This window comes from Hydrogenovibrio kuenenii DSM 12350 (assembly GCF_000526715.1).
Lineage (GTDB): Bacteria > Pseudomonadota > Gammaproteobacteria > Thiomicrospirales > Thiomicrospiraceae > Hydrogenovibrio > Hydrogenovibrio kuenenii.
The window spans coordinates 1907819-1923113 of record NZ_JAGP01000001.1; the positions used below are offsets into that span (position 1 = coordinate 1907819).

The following is a 15295-nucleotide window of genomic DNA, read 5'->3' on the forward strand; positions in this document are numbered from 1 at the left end:
TTATTGATTTGAAGTTATCCTTCTAGCATTTATAATATCTTTTCAAATTTTCGGGGTTAAACCAACTTCGAGTTTTCTTAAAAATTTTTAAGAACATATTGGTTTAACAAAAAAAAATGGGCCGTCTTAATTTTTGATTTCAGCCCACACAAAGAGGTAAGAAAAATGGATCAGTCTAATCGTTACGCTGACTTAACTCTAACTGAAGAGAAATTGGTTGCTGATGGTAACCACCTTCTAGTTGCATACCGTCTAAAACCTGCTGCTGGTTATGGTTTCCTTGAAGTTGCTGCTCACGTTGCTGCTGAATCTTCAACTGGTACTAACGTAGAAGTTTCTACAACTGATGACTTCACTCGTGGTGTTGATGCATTGGTTTATGAAATCGACGAAGCTGCATTTGGTGACAAAGGTGGTCTGATGAAGATCGCTTACCCTGTTGACCTATTTGACCCTAACTTGATTGACGGTATCTACAACGTTTCTCACATGTGGTCTTTGATCCTAGGTAACAACCAAGGTATGGGTGACCACGAAGGTCTACGTATGTTGGACTTCTTGGTTCCTGAGAGCATGGTTAAGCGTTTTGACGGCCCAGCTACTGACATTTCTGACCTATGGAAAATTCTAGGTCGTCCAGAAGTTGACGGTGGTTACATCGCTGGTACAATCATCAAGCCTAAACTAGGTCTACGTCCTGAGCCATTCGCGAAAGCATGTTATGACTTCTGGTTGGGTGGTGACTTCATCAAGAACGATGAGCCACAAGCTAACCAACCTTTCTGCCCAATGGAAGTTGTTATTCCTAAGGTTGCAGAAGCTATGGATCGTGCTCAACAAGCAACTGGTCAAGCAAAACTTTTCTCTGCTAACGTAACTGCTGACTTCCACGAAGAAATGATCAAGCGTGGTGAGTATGTATTGAGTGAATTCGCTAAATACGGTAACGAAAAGCACGTTGCATTCCTAGTTGACGGTTTCGTAACTGGTCCAGCTGGTGTAACGACTTCACGTCGTGCATTCCCAGATACTTACCTACACTTCCACCGTGCAGGTCATGGTGCATTGACTTCTTACAAGTCACCTATGGGTATGGATCCACTATGTTACATGAAGCTTGCTCGTTTGATGGGTGCTTCTGGTATCCACACTGGAACAATGGGTTACGGTAAGATGGAAGGTCACAATGACGAGCGCGTACTAGCTTACATGCTTGAGCGTGATGAGTGTCAAGGACCTTACTTCTATCAGAAGTGGTACGGTATGAAGCCTACTACTCCAATCATCTCTGGTGGTATGAACGCTCTACGTCTTCCTGGTTTCTTCGAAAACCTAGGTCACGGTAACGTTATCAACACTTGTGGTGGTGGTTCATTCGGTCACATTGATTCTCCAGCAGCTGGTGGTATCTCACTAGGTCAAGCTTATGACTGTTGGAAAACTGGTGCAGACCCAATCGAATACGCGAAAGAGCACCCAGAATTCGCTCGCGCGTTCGAATCTTTCCCTGGTGATGCTGACAAAATCTTCCCAGATTGGAGAGAAAAATTGGGTGTTCATAAGTAATTCATTCTTTAGAGAAGAATTGTTTAACACTCAAAGAAAACCTCTGCTTCGGCAGGGGTTTTTTTAACCTTTTACTCAAAAACCTACTCAACCTAAAGGTTATTTAGGTCTACGTTTTTATATAAAACCGTAGACCCAAATAACTTTCAAGCACAACGTTGTGCCGCAAACAGGTATTTCTTACATTCGATCAACCATAAATGTTACGGGGAACAAATATGGATATTTCACAGTACAAAATTGATAACGAACCATTTTATGATGCTCAATCAAACGAAATCGAGCTATACGAAGCCGCCTATGATGCTCGTCTGCCAGTAATGGTAAAAGGGCCGACAGGTTGTGGTAAATCACGTTTTGTTGAGCATATGGCTTGGAAACTTGGCAAGCCTATCATCACCGTTTCTTGTAACGAAGACATCACAGCTTCTGACTTGGTTGGTCGTTATTTGCTAGATGCAAACGGCACTCGCTGGGTCGACGGCCCGCTAACCATGGCTGCTCGTTATGGCGCAATCTGTTATTTGGATGAAATTGTTGAAGCACGTCAAGATACGATGGTTGTCATACACGCTTTGACTGACCACCGCCGTGAACTTTCGCTTGATAAAAAAGGCGAGTTGATTAAGGCACACCCTGATTTCCAATTGGTTATTTCTTATAACCCTGGTTATCAGTCACTAATGAAAGATTTGAAACAATCAACTAAACAACGTTTCTGTGCATTGGACTTTGATTACGCGGCGCCAGATGTTGAAGCCCATATCTTGCAAAAAGAAGGTAACGTTGACGAAGCAACGGCCAAAAAATTGGTACAAATCGGTGAAGCAGCCCGTAACTTAAAAGGCCATGGTTTGGACGAAGGTATCTCTACTCGTCTTATGGTTTATGCTGCAACCTTGATCAACAAAGGCATTACACCGGTTGAAGCTTGTAAGATGGCACTGGTTCGCCCAATCACCGATGATGCAGATATTCGCCAAACATTGGATAACACCATTGAAATGATTTTCGGCTAATTCATTGTTTTAGCTGGCTGTTTTTTGCGCTGCACACTACTGATTTCAGGCATATACGCTTTATATAAGCCTTCGACCAGTTTGATGCAGCACGCAAAGTCAGCCCATCTAAACTCAATGAGTTCTATTTTTAATAGAATAGTTTCAAAAGATTCCGCATAAAGCCTATGACAGAATCTTTCCAATTAAACGTGAGCGTTTAAGTATGAATGAAGAATTATTTGCTGAATATCAAGAAAAGTTTACCTGTAAATTTCCAAAGGCAGTCGAGCTATTTCCCGACTTGATTGAAAATGCCGTTTCCAAGCTTTCGCCACAGGGGGTCGATGCTTATTTGGACGGCGCAAATTTCCTGTGTAAAATCGGCCAGGGTGTCGAGCCTGTTTTGGTATTTATGGAAGTCATGCCGGATATTGCTTCGCATTTCGGCCAAGGCACCAACAAAATGATTGCAGACTACGGTTATTTATTGGCGCGTAGCCCGAATAAAAAAGCCCTGATTCCTTTTTTAAATTCGTTAAGCACCGTCTGCCGCCGTATCGACACAGTGGAAGACTTACAGCATTATCTGGATATTATTGACGAATATGTCGATAAGACCCAGACGGTTATCCACGGTCACCATTCTTTGTACGAAAGTCCGGGAATGGTTGCGCTGCTTGAATCCATGCCACAGCTAATCTCGAAACTTTGCCTGAATGGTATCCGTAACTTTATCGATTACGGTGCGCGCAACTATCTGAACGCACCGGACGAACAAATCGCTTACTTTAAGTTAGAGTCGCATGACGCCAAAAGCATTATCACTCGTGAGCGTAAAGGGACAACCTTCAAAGATGTTGAGCGCCACATGGATATGCTTAAGGAATGTATGTGGGAGTGCGACTTGCCCTTTCAGACATTTTCCACTGCATTTGACCAGTTGCGCAAACCCGTGCCTTATCTAGATGACACCTTGATTGCCATTCCCGATGTTTATGACGCTGAAAATGGCGTGTCGGGTGCGGATCGTTTCCGTGCAACCCTAGCGCATATGATGGCGCACTACAGATGGTCAACACAATTAATGGCAGACAACTATGCACCGCACATGCAGTTGTTTATTTCGATATTCGAAGATAGTCGAGTTGAATACCTAGCGATACAGAAATACCCTGGCTTAAAGAAATTATTCCTAGCGCTACACCCTTATCCAGAAAAAGGCGCTTGTGACGATAAGAAACAATCGTGTCTTCGATACCGTGCTACTCGTATGTCACGCGCCTTGTTGGATGAAAATTTTGACCCGGAAAACCCATTACTGGAAGAGTTCCGTGAACGTTTTCACAAGGTCATGGCAGAGAAAGGTGAAAACTCAACCACTGCAGACATGGCAGAAATTGGTATTGATTTCTATGTCAAATCCCGCAAGCAATCATCAGATAGCATGCCGAGCGTTTTCTTTGACGATACCGAAGTCTCCTATCGTGATGATAACCGCTACATCTGGTTCTATTACGAAGAATACGATGAGCCAGATGAGATTCTGCCAAACGAGTATGAGAATGAAGAAAGGGTCGTCGAAAATGAAGGCGGCTTGCCGCCACGTCATTATGATGAATGGGATTATATCTCTGAAGGCTATCGCCCTGACTGGACAACAGTTTACGAACGCCTACATCCATCTGGAGACTCGGGTAAGGTTGACCGCTTGATGGAAAAACATGGCACTTTGGCAAAACGTCTGAAAAAAATGATCGAAATGCTCAAGCCGCAAAACAAAAAGCGTATTCGTTTCCAAGAGGAAGGAGAAGAGCTTGATCTTGATGTGGCATTACGTTCGGTTATCGACTTCAAAAGCGGCCAAGCGCCTGACCCGCGTATCAACTACAGCCACACAACAGATAGTCGCAATATTGCCGTGATGTTATTGGTAGACACTTCGCAATCGTTGAATGAACGTAATCAAGAAACGGGACAAACATTGTTGGAGCTTTCCGAAGAAGCTTTGGCAATCACATCCTGGACAGTTGAACAGTTAGGCGATAAGTTTGCCATTGCCGGCTTCTGTTCAGATACGCGCCATGAAGTTCGATACCAACACATCAAAGGTTACTCAGAAGGTTACACAGATGAAGTAAAAGCTCGTATTGCCTCGATGGAAGCATCTTATTCCACGCGAATGGGAGCAGCAATGCGTCATGCAGCGCACTACCTCGAAGCGCAACAAGCTGAGAAAAAATTGATGTTGGTGTTAACAGATGGTGAACCAGCGGATATCGATGCTAAAGACCCGCAAACGCTGATTCACGATACCCATAAAGCCGTCGAAGAACTTGAAGGCAAAGGTATTTACAGCTATTGCATCACACTCGATCCGAACGCTGATGACTATGTGGAAAGCATCTTCGGCAACCACTATACGGTCATAGATCAAGTCGAGAAATTACCTGAACAACTACCGCAAGTGTTTATGAAATTGACCCATTAATTTCATTAATTCGCTATAATTGTTTCTATAGAAAAATCTCAATGCCCAATTTTTGGGCATTTTTTATGCCTTTAAAAGACATATTTGGAGAATAAGCATGTGCGAAAAATGTGATAGTAATGCCGCTATCGAGCAACTCTTTGCCAATAATGAAGAGTGGATTAAAGAGGTCAATGAAGCCGACCCTCATTTCTTTCAAAGCCTGGTCGCTCAACAATCTCCCGAATATCTATGGATAGGTTGCTCCGATAGTCGCGTCCCTGCAAACGAATTGGTCAAAATGGATCCGGGTACGATTTTCGTACACCGAAATATCGCCAACCTAGTCAACTCCAGCGACATGAATGTCCTAACGGTCATTCAATATGCAGTTGAAGTCCTTAAAGTTAAACACATTATCGTCAATGGACACTACGGATGTGGTGGGGTAATGGCGGCTTTAAATGAGGGCAACCCAGACTTAATTGACCATTGGATTCGTCCGATTCGTAAATATTTCCACCACAACCGCAAAGAGTTGGAAGCTTTGGCTGAAAAAGAAAAGGTTAATCGTTTATGCGAAATTAATGTGGTTGAACAGGTGCGCAATATCGCACATATTCCAGCGGTTCGCCATGCTTGGGAAAAAGGTCAAGAACTCGCGATTCATGGCTTTATCTATGACATCAAAGACGGTCGACTACACAATATGAATGTGACCATCGATACCATAGAAAAAGCAGAAAAAGCGATTCTACGCGAGCTCTGCTAGTACTACCAAGCACCCCAGCCTGGCAGATTTTCATCTATCAGTCGTTGCGCCCCATTTCAAATGCAGCCAATAGCGCTTGATGCATTTCCGAGCCCTTAATCAAAGGCTCGGCCAAATAATCCTGAGAAATACGGTTTAACCTCTCAAAAGTTAGCTCTATTTTCCAGTCGTTACGGAAACCATCAAAATCAAGCTGTTGGTTCTCTGAATCATAGAACATGTCTGCGCGTCCGACGGGAGATTCAAACACCATTTCTGACATTGCCATCACCTCAATCTCATAACCATGTGGATTCATCCCGCTTACCTTAGCAATCATTTCATACAAATCTGATTGCGTCATACCATCCTTGCGTGCCCAATCATCGAGGTCAACCACCATTGAAGGTTCATGCAACTCCCCTTTAAAATAAAAAGGGATTTTAGCCACAATGCTATTTTTCATTTCGGTTCCTTATACAACCACAATGACCCTATTATATAAAAACATTGTCAAGTCGTGCTTAGACCTTATCAACACTCGCTAATATGATCATATATTAAAATAATCTCAAGCAATGACTCTATTGAAAATCATGATTATCATCACTCTCATAAACCGATATACTGCGCTTCATTTTAGATATAACCAGACCCTTTATTACTATGTTAGCAAGTCGAATCAATATAAAACCTTTAAGCTTTGTTTTCCTATTCGGCTTTTTGATTATCGCCCTGTGGCTAGAAAACAGCTATTTAACCTACTTCATCTTAGGCGGTTTTTTAGGGGCAACACTGAACTACTTTCAATTTGGTTTTAGAACCTGTTCTCAACAATTGCTTAGTCATGGAAAAACCTTAGGCATTCGCACCGTACTTTTTATGCTTGCAATCACAACATTGCTTTTTTTCCCTTTGTTGAGTGCCGGACATTTTGGTTCACAATCTTTAACAGGCCTCATCGAGCCTTTAAGCTTATCGGTTGTATTTGGCGCATTTATATTTGGCATCGGCATGCAACTATCTAATGGCTGCACCTCCGGCACCTTCAACAAACTAGGGCAACTCCAACCTTTATCAATGACAGCCTTTGCCAGTTTGATAATAGGTGGTACTTTAGCTGCTTATAACATTACTTTTTGGCGAGAACTCCCTGCATTACCCGCTGTTTCACTAATCCAAACATTTGGGTTATTTCAAGCTTTAATATTGCAGCTTGGTGTACTCAGCATTATTTATTTTTTAATGGTAAAAAAAGAAAAAAAGCACCATCAAACAATTGAACCTCTATTTCCAAGTTCTTATCGTGTAAATCAATGGCACCCTTGGTTATTAGCCGGATTAACGCTGGCTATTTTCAACACGCTATTACTTATTACCAGTGGACACCCTTGGTCAATCGCAAGCGCATTACCCGTTTGGGGTGTCAAATTAGGTACTCATATTGGGTTACCCTTTGACTTTTCATTCTGGGATTACAGCATCACTTATTCACAAAGATTAGAAACTCCTGTCTGGCAAGACACAGTCAGCTTAACGACCTGGGGGTTAATTTTTGGTGCAGGCTTAGTGAGCCTACTTAATCGCGCACAAAAGACTCAACAGCCAAAGACTCCTCTCAACGAACATCTATTGGCAATTATTGGCGGATTGATGATGGGATATGGTGCCGTCATTGCGTTTGGCTGCAATATCGGCGCTTTTTTCAGTGGCATAGGATCTGGCAGTTTACATGGCTGGCTTTGGGCATTTTCAGCTTTAATGGGCAATGCTCTCGTCATCACTTGGCGACGTCGTAAAATAGCTATTACTAAAAAATGAATTACCTTACAGATTAAGCAGGTTGCTACTCACCTCTTTCGGACACTGCCGACGACAATCCATAGACCATTCGACAGCGCAACTATCGCTAAAATCGCAATCTCGACAAACCTTTTCTGCACAAGCATGCAAACATGCTTGTTGCACCAGCCGTTTAGAAGCACTGTCAACTGCATGAATATCTGCCCCACATAAAACGCCTAGGCGCATCAAATCCAGTAACTTTTCAGTCGAAAGTCCAATCACAACCTCTGAATGCCTTTCCGTGTGTTGTTTAGCGAAATTTTGATTGATCATTTCACCCCCTCATAGAGCTTACTACACTGTTTGTAACACCATTATATCAAACCCATAACAAGTAATAATAATTATTATCATTACTATTGACATTTACTAACGCCTTTCCTATGATACGCAAAAGTTATTGATAACACTTCTCATAATCATTTATAAAATAAGGTTACATATTCTATGCAAGGCAAACCACTGAATAATTCTTTAGCACTCTATTCCATCTTGATCGGCCTACCTAGCTTAGGCTTTCTCAACACTGCACTGGCTGGAGAGCAATTGCTTGGTTACACACAAGGTGCTGAACCTTTACCTAAAGGCGCATCAGAGTTTTACCAAATTTTCACTACTCGAAATGACAAAGGGAAAGGTACTTACCATGCGCTAGACAGTAAAACTGAAATCGAACATGGTTTTACTAACCGTTTTTCAGGGTCTTTCGCTATCACAGGTCATCAAATCAACACAAACGGTTTACTGATTGACGGTTATCTTCCTCAAGAAAAAAACAAATCGTTTAGTTTTAGCGGCATGGAAGCAGAGATGAAGTATGCATTTCTAACCCCTGCTCTAAATGATATTGGTCTCTCAACAACTTTTGGACTGTCTTATGACACAGTTGACTCTCATTCTGGTCAAAAGAAAGACACACTATCTGCTGATGTTGGCGTACAACTTCAAAAATACTTTATGGATGGACAGCTTGTCTGGCTAAACAATGCCAGTATGGAATCAACCTATGCAAAACGCCCTGCCATTACTGGTATCAACGATGAAAGTGTCTGGCCAACTACACCAGAAATGGAGATTGAATTAACCGCTAGTACAGGTATCTCTTATCGCTTTACAAACAACTGGTCTATCGGTACTGAAGCGGTTTACCAAACTGAATTTGAAACAGAAGTAGGTCAGGAACGTTGGTCTCTATTTGCCGGTCCATCCATTCACTATGGAGACCAAAAATTCTGGGCAACGCTTACTTATCTGCCACAAGTAGTTGGTGGCGGTGAACGTTACCCTGGCCAATCCAGAGGTTTGCACCTGATTGAAAAAACCAAGTACGAAACCAAACTCAAACTTGGCTATAACTTCTAATTTCTGATTCCTCCTAAGTTGAAAGCGTTTGAATCTCGGTTCAAACGTTTTCGTTTTTTATTTTGGATTGACCCTTTATGAAACCATTAATTCCTATTTTCACATTGCCTTTAACGGTTATTGCCTACCCGGTCTATGCGGTGCAATACTTTACGCCTGAGCAGGCACAAGTCGCGCTGTTCGGAGACAAGGCCAAGTTCACCCCAAGCTTCGTCAAAATGAGCGACGAGCAACGTGATGCCATTGAAGACATCAGTGATGTCCGTCAACGCTGGAAAACCCAAAAAGTCTGGAAAACTTACCAAAACGGTCAGTTTCAAGGCTGGTTCATTATCGATAAAGTCATCGGCAAACATGAGTTCATCACCTACGCCACCGCTATTTCTCCTGAAGGCAAAGTGCTTGGCATCGAAGTGATGGATTACCGTGAAACCTATGGTGACCAAATTCGTCAGGCAAGCTGGCGAGAGCATTTTATAGGTGCAACCGACAAAAGCCCGCTTAAACTTCAAGAAGACATTCCCAATATCAGTGGTGCCACCTTATCGTGCCGTAATGTGACCAATGGCGTAAAACGATTACTCGCACTCTACGAAGTGATGCTAAAAGGTCAGCACTAAATACTATGAAAGTCGAAAAAAGAATGAAGCCGATGCTCGGCACTTTTGTTGAAATTGGACTGGCTGTTGACAGCCGGCTCCACCCTGCTTTTGACATGGCTTTTGGCAAAATCGCGCAAATACAATCCATGATGAGTTTTTATGATCCAAAAAGCGAACTTTCCCAGCTGAACAAAAATCCAAACCAATGGGTAGAGGTCTCAGCCGAAACCGCTGAAGTCATACAGCATGCAAAAAGTTTATCTCAGCAATCAAACGGCCTTTTCAACCCGACACTTGGCGGTGAGTTGATAGAAAGACGTGTGCTCCCCAATCACTTCATCCATCGCTTTGAATCAAGAGGTGTCGCACAAGACATTGCCATAGACAACAACAAAGTTTTTTTAACCCAACCCATTCTCCTTTCTTTAGACGGCATCGCCAAAGGCTATGCGGTGGATAAGGCAATTGAAACACTAAAAATAGAAGGCATTGAGAGTGGCTGGGTTAACGCAGGCGGAGACATTCAGGTCTTTGGTCATTTAACGCTACCTGTTGCTTTGCGCTTGCCTGAAAAAACACATGCAGAACCACAACGCCCTTTGTGTGAACTCCACAACCAAGCCATCGCATCTTCTCAGGCCGGTCAAGAGATTGACCAATATTATCCAGGACATATCATTGCACCTAAAGACCGAAACATATCACCGGCATTGGTTAGCGTTATTGCTCACGAAGCCTGGTTAGCGGACGGTTTGACCAAAGTATTCGCCCTGGCAGATGAAGCTGAGCGCAACCACTTCGCACAGGTGTTTAATGTCGCTTATCACCTACATCCCTGCAACCCAACTAAACAGCATAATTAATGCACGTCAGATAAAAAACGGACAACATTATGAATGGTTACCCTAAAGGCTTTTTAATCTCCCTGATTACCGTCAGCCTACTCCTGATTATCACAGGATTGCTGCTCATCCCCGCTTTTCTCGTCTTCCGACTTGAACAGGAACAAGACTGGCTCATGAACCTAAGTATCGCCAGCGGCAACCTAAGACAAAACCTCACCGTATTTCATGCTATTTTCGGTTGGACAATGGTCTGGTTTATCGGTGCGCTTTGGAGCATCCATATCCGTTCCCATTGGCGCAAACATGAAAATCGAATCAATGGCATCGCTTTTCTGATTATTTGGGCTGTCTTAATCATCAGCGCCTTAGGCATTTACTATTTCGGCACCCCAGACTGGTCTAAAACCAGCAGTATTATCCATGTGCTCTTCGGTGTAATCGTTCCGTTTATGCTTATCGCACATAAAATCATCGGCAAGAAAACACTCAAAAAACCGAACAGAAAATAACAAAAATCTACCAGGCTGGGGTAACCAAATAAACTTCCTGGGCATAAAAAAACCCGCTCAGCCATTACTGGCTAGCGGGTTTCTTCACGATACAATCGGATCAAGCTTTATTCAGCAAGGCTTTGCTTTTTCTCATGCGCTTTGATATTGGCAAACATCGCAATTGAAATCACCAATGCCACCACAAAGAAACCGGAAAACACATAAAGCGTCTCAGCATAAGAACCGGTTAGATCTTTTACACGCGAAATAATCAACGGCCCCACCAGTCCGGCTGCAGCCCATGCAGTCAGGATATAACCGTGAATCGCACCCAGTTCCTTCGTTCCGAAAATGTCGCCTATATACGCTGGAATAGAAGCGAACCCGCCGCCATAACAAGACATGATGAAGTACAAGACCACTTGGAACATCAAAATCTCAGTAATCGAAGGCAAAGCATAAAACGCGACCGCCTGAGTTGCGAAGAAAATAATGTAAACCACCGGTCTAGTCAGATAATCCGATAAGGATGCCCAGAAAATTCTACCTGCTCCATTGAAAATCCCCATCAGACCAACCGCCGCTGCCGCGACCAACGCTGATACGCCAAGCACTTCCTGCAATAGCGGAGACGCCACACCGATAATAGCAATACCGCAGGTCACATTAATGAACAACATCAACCACAAACCATAGAATCTTGGTGTTTTCACCGCTTCATGCACGCCTAACATGGCAAGGTCTGTTTTGAGAGTCTTATGACCAGCTTCCACTTTCTTCTTGAAGCCTTCAGGCAAATAGCCCTCTTCTGGCTTCTCAAGGTACATCGCTGATGCGAACATAATAACGAAATAGGTCGCTCCCAAAATGATAAAAGTAGATGCAACGCCCACTTCAGAAATCAACACTTTAATGGTTGGCCCCCAAATCGCAGAAGCAAAACCGAAACCCATAATCGCCAAACCTGTCGCCAAACCGCGTTTGTCTGGAAACCATTTTATTAATGTAGAAACAGGCGAGATATAACCAATCCCTAAACCACAGCCGCCCAACACGCCATAGAAAAAATATAGCAACAGCTTAGATTCCATCAAGATCGCCAAACCTGAACCAGCAGTTCCTAAACCAAACAACACCGCAGCAATGATGGCAGAGACTTTTGGACCATTTCTTTCCACAAATTTACCCATCAAAGCTGCAGATAGACCCAAAAAGAAAATAGCAATACTAAAGGCAATCGTCACATCGGTTAAGGTCCAATGCATGCTTTCCTTAATAGGGTTAACGTACACACTCCAGGCATAGACCGAACCTATACAAATGTGAACACCTACGGCCGCTAAGGCCATTAGCCATCTATTTTTTTTCATCTCACAAACCTCCTTTGATTTATGTGCAGAGAAATATTCGAATCAATCCAACTTATACGGCGTTAATTCAATGATTTGCTTTTGCAAAACACTAAGAAATAACAGTCATTTATCAAAGTCGGTGTTGTTATAAGCTCTTCTTGAATTTGTGGTCTTCTTTTGCTGAAAAAGCTTTGGGCGAATACTAATCAAAAAGTCAGAAAACATAAAGTGAGAATATTTAATCTTGCCATTAAATAATCCGTAAGCATCGTTTTTAAAAATCCTAAACACACCAATTTCAGCAAAACAATGCATATTTCTTAGACATAAAAAAACCCGCGAAGCCTTTATTGGCTTGCGGGTTGTTTTTAGTTTAGTTTTATTTAAACTGGTTAATACTATCCCGATTAGTGAAAATCGATTTCTCCATCGGTTAACCCAACATGAACCGTATCACTCGGCGCAAACTCGCCTTTCAACAAGCGTTGTGCCAATGGGTTTTCCACCATCTGCTGTACAGATCTTTTCAGTGGTCTTGCACCATATACAGGGTCAAATCCTGCTTCGGCAATTTTGTCCAATACCTCGTCAGATACTTCTAACTGCAACTCGTTGTCTGCCAAACGTTGACGCAAGTGATTCAACTGAATATTGGCAATAGAACGAATCTGTTTCTGATTCAATGGGTGAAACACCACAATATCGTCAATACGGTTAATGAACTCTGGGCGGAAATGACCACCGACCACTTCCATCACATCGTCCTTCATTTCCTCATAAGAGGCGACACCGGTTTTTTCTTGGATAATATGAGACCCTAGGTTGGAAGTCATCACTATCACCGTATTCTTGAAGTTGACTGTGCGACCTTGACCATCGGTCAAACGCCCGTCATCTAAGACTTGCAGTAGGATATTGAAGACATCAGGATGCGCTTTCTCCACCTCATCCAACAAAATCACCGAATAAGGTTTACGACGCACCGCCTCTGTTAAATAACCACCTTGCTCATAACCAACATAACCTGGAGGCGCACCAATCAAACGCGCCACAGAATGTTTTTCCATAAACTCGGACATATCCAAACGCACGATGGCATCTTGCGTATCAAACAAAAAATCAGCCAAAGCTTTGGTCAGCTCGGTTTTACCAACACCTGTTGGCCCTAAGAAAAGGAAAGAACCGGTTGGACGATTTGGATCAGACAAACCAGCACGAGAGCGACGAATTGCATTCGACACGGCCTTGACTGCTTCTTGCTGACCAATCACTTTCTTGCCAATGGCTTCTTCCATACGCAGCAGTTTGTCACGCTCACCCTCCAACATTCTGGAAACAGGAATCCCTGTCCAGCGCGCCACGACTTCAGCGATTTCTTCTTCGGTGACACGGTTTCGTAACAAATGCATCTCGCCGTCTTCACCATCGTTTTCCGCCGCTTCCGCCGCTTGAATCTTCGCTTCCAAATCCGGAATCACGCCATATTGCAACTCAGACATTTTTGCCAAGTTACCTTCACGACGCGCTGCTTCCATATCGGTACGCGCTTTGTCCAATTCTTCTTTAAACTGCTTGGCACCTTGAAGTGCTGCTTTGTCTTTTTTCCAGATTTCTTCTAAATCTGAATACTCTTTTTCCATTTCGGAAATACGTTCATTTAACTCGACCAAGCGTTTTTTAGTGGCTTCGTCTTTCTCTTTTTTCAGCGCTTCGCGTTCGATTTTCAACTGAATCAAACGACGATCAAGTCTATCCATCTCTTCTGGTTTGGAATCGATTTCCATACGAATACGCGATGCCGCTTCATCGATCAAATCGATTGCCTTATCCGGCAACTGACGGTCGGTAATGTAACGCTGAGACAAATGCGCTGCCGCAATAATGGCAGGGTCACTAATCGCCACCCCATGATGCACCTCGTAGCGTTCTTTCAGACCACGCAAAATCGCAATCGTATCCTCTTCAGTCGGTTCATCAACAATCACTTTTTGGAAACGACGCTCCAATGCAGCATCTTTTTCGATATTTTCACGATATTCATCCAAAGTAGTGGCGCCGATACAATGCAATTCACCACGCGCCAAAGCGGGCTTCAGCATATTACCGGCATCCATCGACCCTTCGGTTTTACCAGCACCAACCATGGTATGGATTTCATCGATAAATAGAATGACCGAACCTTCCTGTTTTTCCAAGTCCTTCAACAAGGCTTTTAAACGTTCTTCAAACTCACCACGATATTTTGCACCCGCAAGCAAACCTGCCAAATCCAATGACAATAGGCGTTTGTTTTTCAGACCTTCCGGCACTTCACCATTAATGATGCGTTGCGCTAAACCTTCAACGATTGCAGTCTTACCGACACCCGGTTCACCAATCAACACAGGGTTGTTTTTAGTACGGCGTTGTAATACCTGAATCGCGCGGCGAATTTCGTCATCACGCCCAATTACAGGATCAAGTTTGCCCGCTTCTGCGCGTGCCGTTAAATCCAAAGTATATTTATCCAACGCTTGTCTGTTTTCTTCTGCATTTTGATCTTGCACGCTCTCGCCTCCTCTTACCTGTTGAATGGCTGCTTCAATATTCTGTTCCGTTGCGCCTGCTTGTTTTAAAACATCTTTAATCGAATCATTTGACTGCAATGCAGCCAAATAAAACAATTCGCTGGCAATATAGGCATCACCGTTTTTCTGCGCCAACTGATCCATCAAATTCAAAATACGACCTGAATTTTGCGATAACTGTACATCACCGCCTGCTCCAGATACTTTTGGCAACCCTGTTAATTTTTGGTCGACCGTTGTTTTCAATTGTGCAACATTAATGCCCGCCAACTGCAATAAATGGCTCGGCTCCTGCAATAGTGCCGCCAAAATGTGCAATGGTTCGATAAACTGTTGCCCACCCCCAACAGCTAGCGATTGTGCTTGAGACAAAACCGACTGAAACTGTGACGTAAACTTATCTATCATGAAAAACTCCTACAAAATCTATGGTTTCATACTTCAAG

13 protein-coding genes are annotated in these 15295 nt (G+C 43.2%); 9 read left to right on the forward strand and 4 right to left on the reverse strand.

Annotated elements, in window-relative coordinates; translation table 11 throughout:
- Positions 1-165: 165 nt before the first annotated feature.
- The 4 genes from N745_RS0109035 to N745_RS0109050 all read left to right on the forward strand — a co-directional run bounded on the left by N745_RS0109035 (position 166) and on the right by N745_RS0109050 (position 5806).
- On the forward strand, positions 166-1566 hold the full coding sequence (locus tag N745_RS0109035; protein WP_024851801.1) for a ribulose-bisphosphate carboxylase: 1401 nt from the start codon (positions 166-168) through the stop codon (positions 1564-1566).
- A gap of 218 nt (positions 1567-1784) precedes the next feature.
- Positions 1785-2585, forward strand: a complete 801-nt coding sequence (locus N745_RS0109040) for a CbbQ/NirQ/NorQ/GpvN family protein (protein ID WP_024851802.1) — start codon at positions 1785-1787, stop codon at positions 2583-2585.
- Positions 2586-2790: 205 nt separating this feature from the next.
- Positions 2791-5055: a nitric oxide reductase activation protein NorD gene (locus tag N745_RS0109045; RefSeq protein WP_024851803.1), complete on the forward strand. Its 2265-nt coding sequence runs from the start codon at positions 2791-2793 to the stop codon at positions 5053-5055.
- 97 nt (positions 5056-5152) lie between these two features.
- Positions 5153-5806: a carbonic anhydrase gene (locus N745_RS0109050; RefSeq protein ID WP_024851804.1), complete on the forward strand. Its 654-nt coding sequence runs from the start codon at positions 5153-5155 to the stop codon at positions 5804-5806.
- 37 nt (positions 5807-5843) lie between these two features.
- Here N745_RS0109050 and N745_RS0109055 read toward each other — a convergent pair whose 3' ends face one another.
- Positions 5844-6251, reverse strand: a complete 408-nt coding sequence (locus N745_RS0109055; RefSeq protein WP_024851805.1) for a hypothetical protein — start codon at positions 6249-6251, stop codon at positions 5844-5846.
- Between the two features lie 200 nt (positions 6252-6451).
- On the opposite strand from N745_RS0109055, the gene N745_RS0109060 reads away from it, so the two are divergent.
- Positions 6452-7606, forward strand: coding sequence for a YeeE/YedE family protein (locus tag N745_RS0109060; RefSeq protein WP_024851806.1), 1155 nt, complete (start codon positions 6452-6454; stop codon positions 7604-7606).
- A gap of 6 nt (positions 7607-7612) precedes the next feature.
- Here the strand turns inward: N745_RS0109060 and N745_RS0109065 are convergent, their stop codons facing one another.
- Complete coding sequence (locus tag N745_RS0109065) at positions 7613-7903, reverse strand: hypothetical protein (protein ID WP_024851807.1); 291 nt, start codon at positions 7901-7903, stop codon at positions 7613-7615.
- A gap of 174 nt (positions 7904-8077) precedes the next feature.
- Between N745_RS0109065 and N745_RS0109070 the strand changes: the two genes are divergently transcribed.
- The 4 genes from N745_RS0109070 (at position 8078) to N745_RS0109085 (ending at position 10948) form a co-directional block, all read left to right on the forward strand.
- A complete protein-coding gene (locus tag N745_RS0109070; protein WP_024851808.1) occupies positions 8078-8992 on the forward strand; it encodes a DUF6662 family protein in 915 nt (304 codons plus the stop codon).
- A 77-nt stretch (positions 8993-9069) separates the two neighbouring features.
- Complete coding sequence (locus N745_RS0109075; RefSeq protein WP_024851809.1) at positions 9070-9612, forward strand: FMN-binding protein; 543 nt, start codon at positions 9070-9072, stop codon at positions 9610-9612.
- Positions 9613-9617: 5 nt separating this feature from the next.
- Positions 9618-10457, forward strand: coding sequence for an FAD:protein FMN transferase (locus tag N745_RS11925; protein WP_024851810.1), 840 nt, complete (start codon positions 9618-9620; stop codon positions 10455-10457).
- Positions 10458-10486: 29 nt separating this feature from the next.
- Entirely contained in the window at positions 10487-10948 is a 462-nt protein-coding gene (locus N745_RS0109085; protein ID WP_024851811.1) for a hypothetical protein, read from the forward strand.
- 107 nt (positions 10949-11055) lie between these two features.
- Here N745_RS0109085 and N745_RS0109090 read toward each other — a convergent pair whose 3' ends face one another.
- Both N745_RS0109090 and clpB read right to left on the reverse strand, forming a co-directional pair.
- Positions 11056-12300, reverse strand: coding sequence for an L-lactate MFS transporter (locus tag N745_RS0109090; RefSeq protein WP_024851812.1), 1245 nt, complete (start codon positions 12298-12300; stop codon positions 11056-11058).
- 389 nt (positions 12301-12689) lie between these two features.
- Positions 12690-15257, reverse strand: coding sequence for an ATP-dependent chaperone ClpB (gene clpB / locus N745_RS0109100; RefSeq protein ID WP_038070701.1), 2568 nt, complete (start codon positions 15255-15257; stop codon positions 12690-12692).
- Positions 15258-15295 lie beyond the last annotated feature (38 nt).

Bases quoted from the DNA above. Each gene is read 5' to 3' on its own strand.
- N745_RS0109075 (WP_024851809.1), top strand. From the start codon at position 9,070: ATGAAACCATTAATTCCTATTTTCACATTGCCTTTAACGGTTATTGCC.
- clpB (WP_038070701.1), bottom strand. From the start codon at position 15,257: ATGATAGATAAGTTTACGTCACAGTTTCAGTCGGTTTTGTCTCAAGCA.
- N745_RS0109090 (WP_024851812.1), bottom strand. From the start codon at position 12,300: ATGAAAAAAAATAGATGGCTAATGGCCTTAGCGGCCGTAGGTGTTCAC.
- N745_RS0109045 (WP_024851803.1), top strand. From the start codon at position 2,791: ATGAATGAAGAATTATTTGCTGAATATCAAGAAAAGTTTACCTGTAAA.
- N745_RS0109060 (WP_024851806.1), top strand. From the start codon at position 6,452: ATGTTAGCAAGTCGAATCAATATAAAACCTTTAAGCTTTGTTTTCCTA.
- N745_RS0109035 (WP_024851801.1), top strand. From the start codon at position 166: ATGGATCAGTCTAATCGTTACGCTGACTTAACTCTAACTGAAGAGAAA.
- N745_RS0109085 (WP_024851811.1), top strand. From the start codon at position 10,487: ATGAATGGTTACCCTAAAGGCTTTTTAATCTCCCTGATTACCGTCAGC.
- N745_RS0109055 (WP_024851805.1), bottom strand. From the start codon at position 6,251: ATGAAAAATAGCATTGTGGCTAAAATCCCTTTTTATTTTAAAGGGGAG.
- N745_RS11925 (WP_024851810.1), top strand. From the start codon at position 9,618: ATGAAAGTCGAAAAAAGAATGAAGCCGATGCTCGGCACTTTTGTTGAA.
- N745_RS0109040 (WP_024851802.1), top strand. From the start codon at position 1,785: ATGGATATTTCACAGTACAAAATTGATAACGAACCATTTTATGATGCT.
- N745_RS0109065 (WP_024851807.1), bottom strand. From the start codon at position 7,903: ATGATCAATCAAAATTTCGCTAAACAACACACGGAAAGGCATTCAGAG.
- N745_RS0109070 (WP_024851808.1), top strand. From the start codon at position 8,078: ATGCAAGGCAAACCACTGAATAATTCTTTAGCACTCTATTCCATCTTG.
- N745_RS0109050 (WP_024851804.1), top strand. From the start codon at position 5,153: ATGTGCGAAAAATGTGATAGTAATGCCGCTATCGAGCAACTCTTTGCC.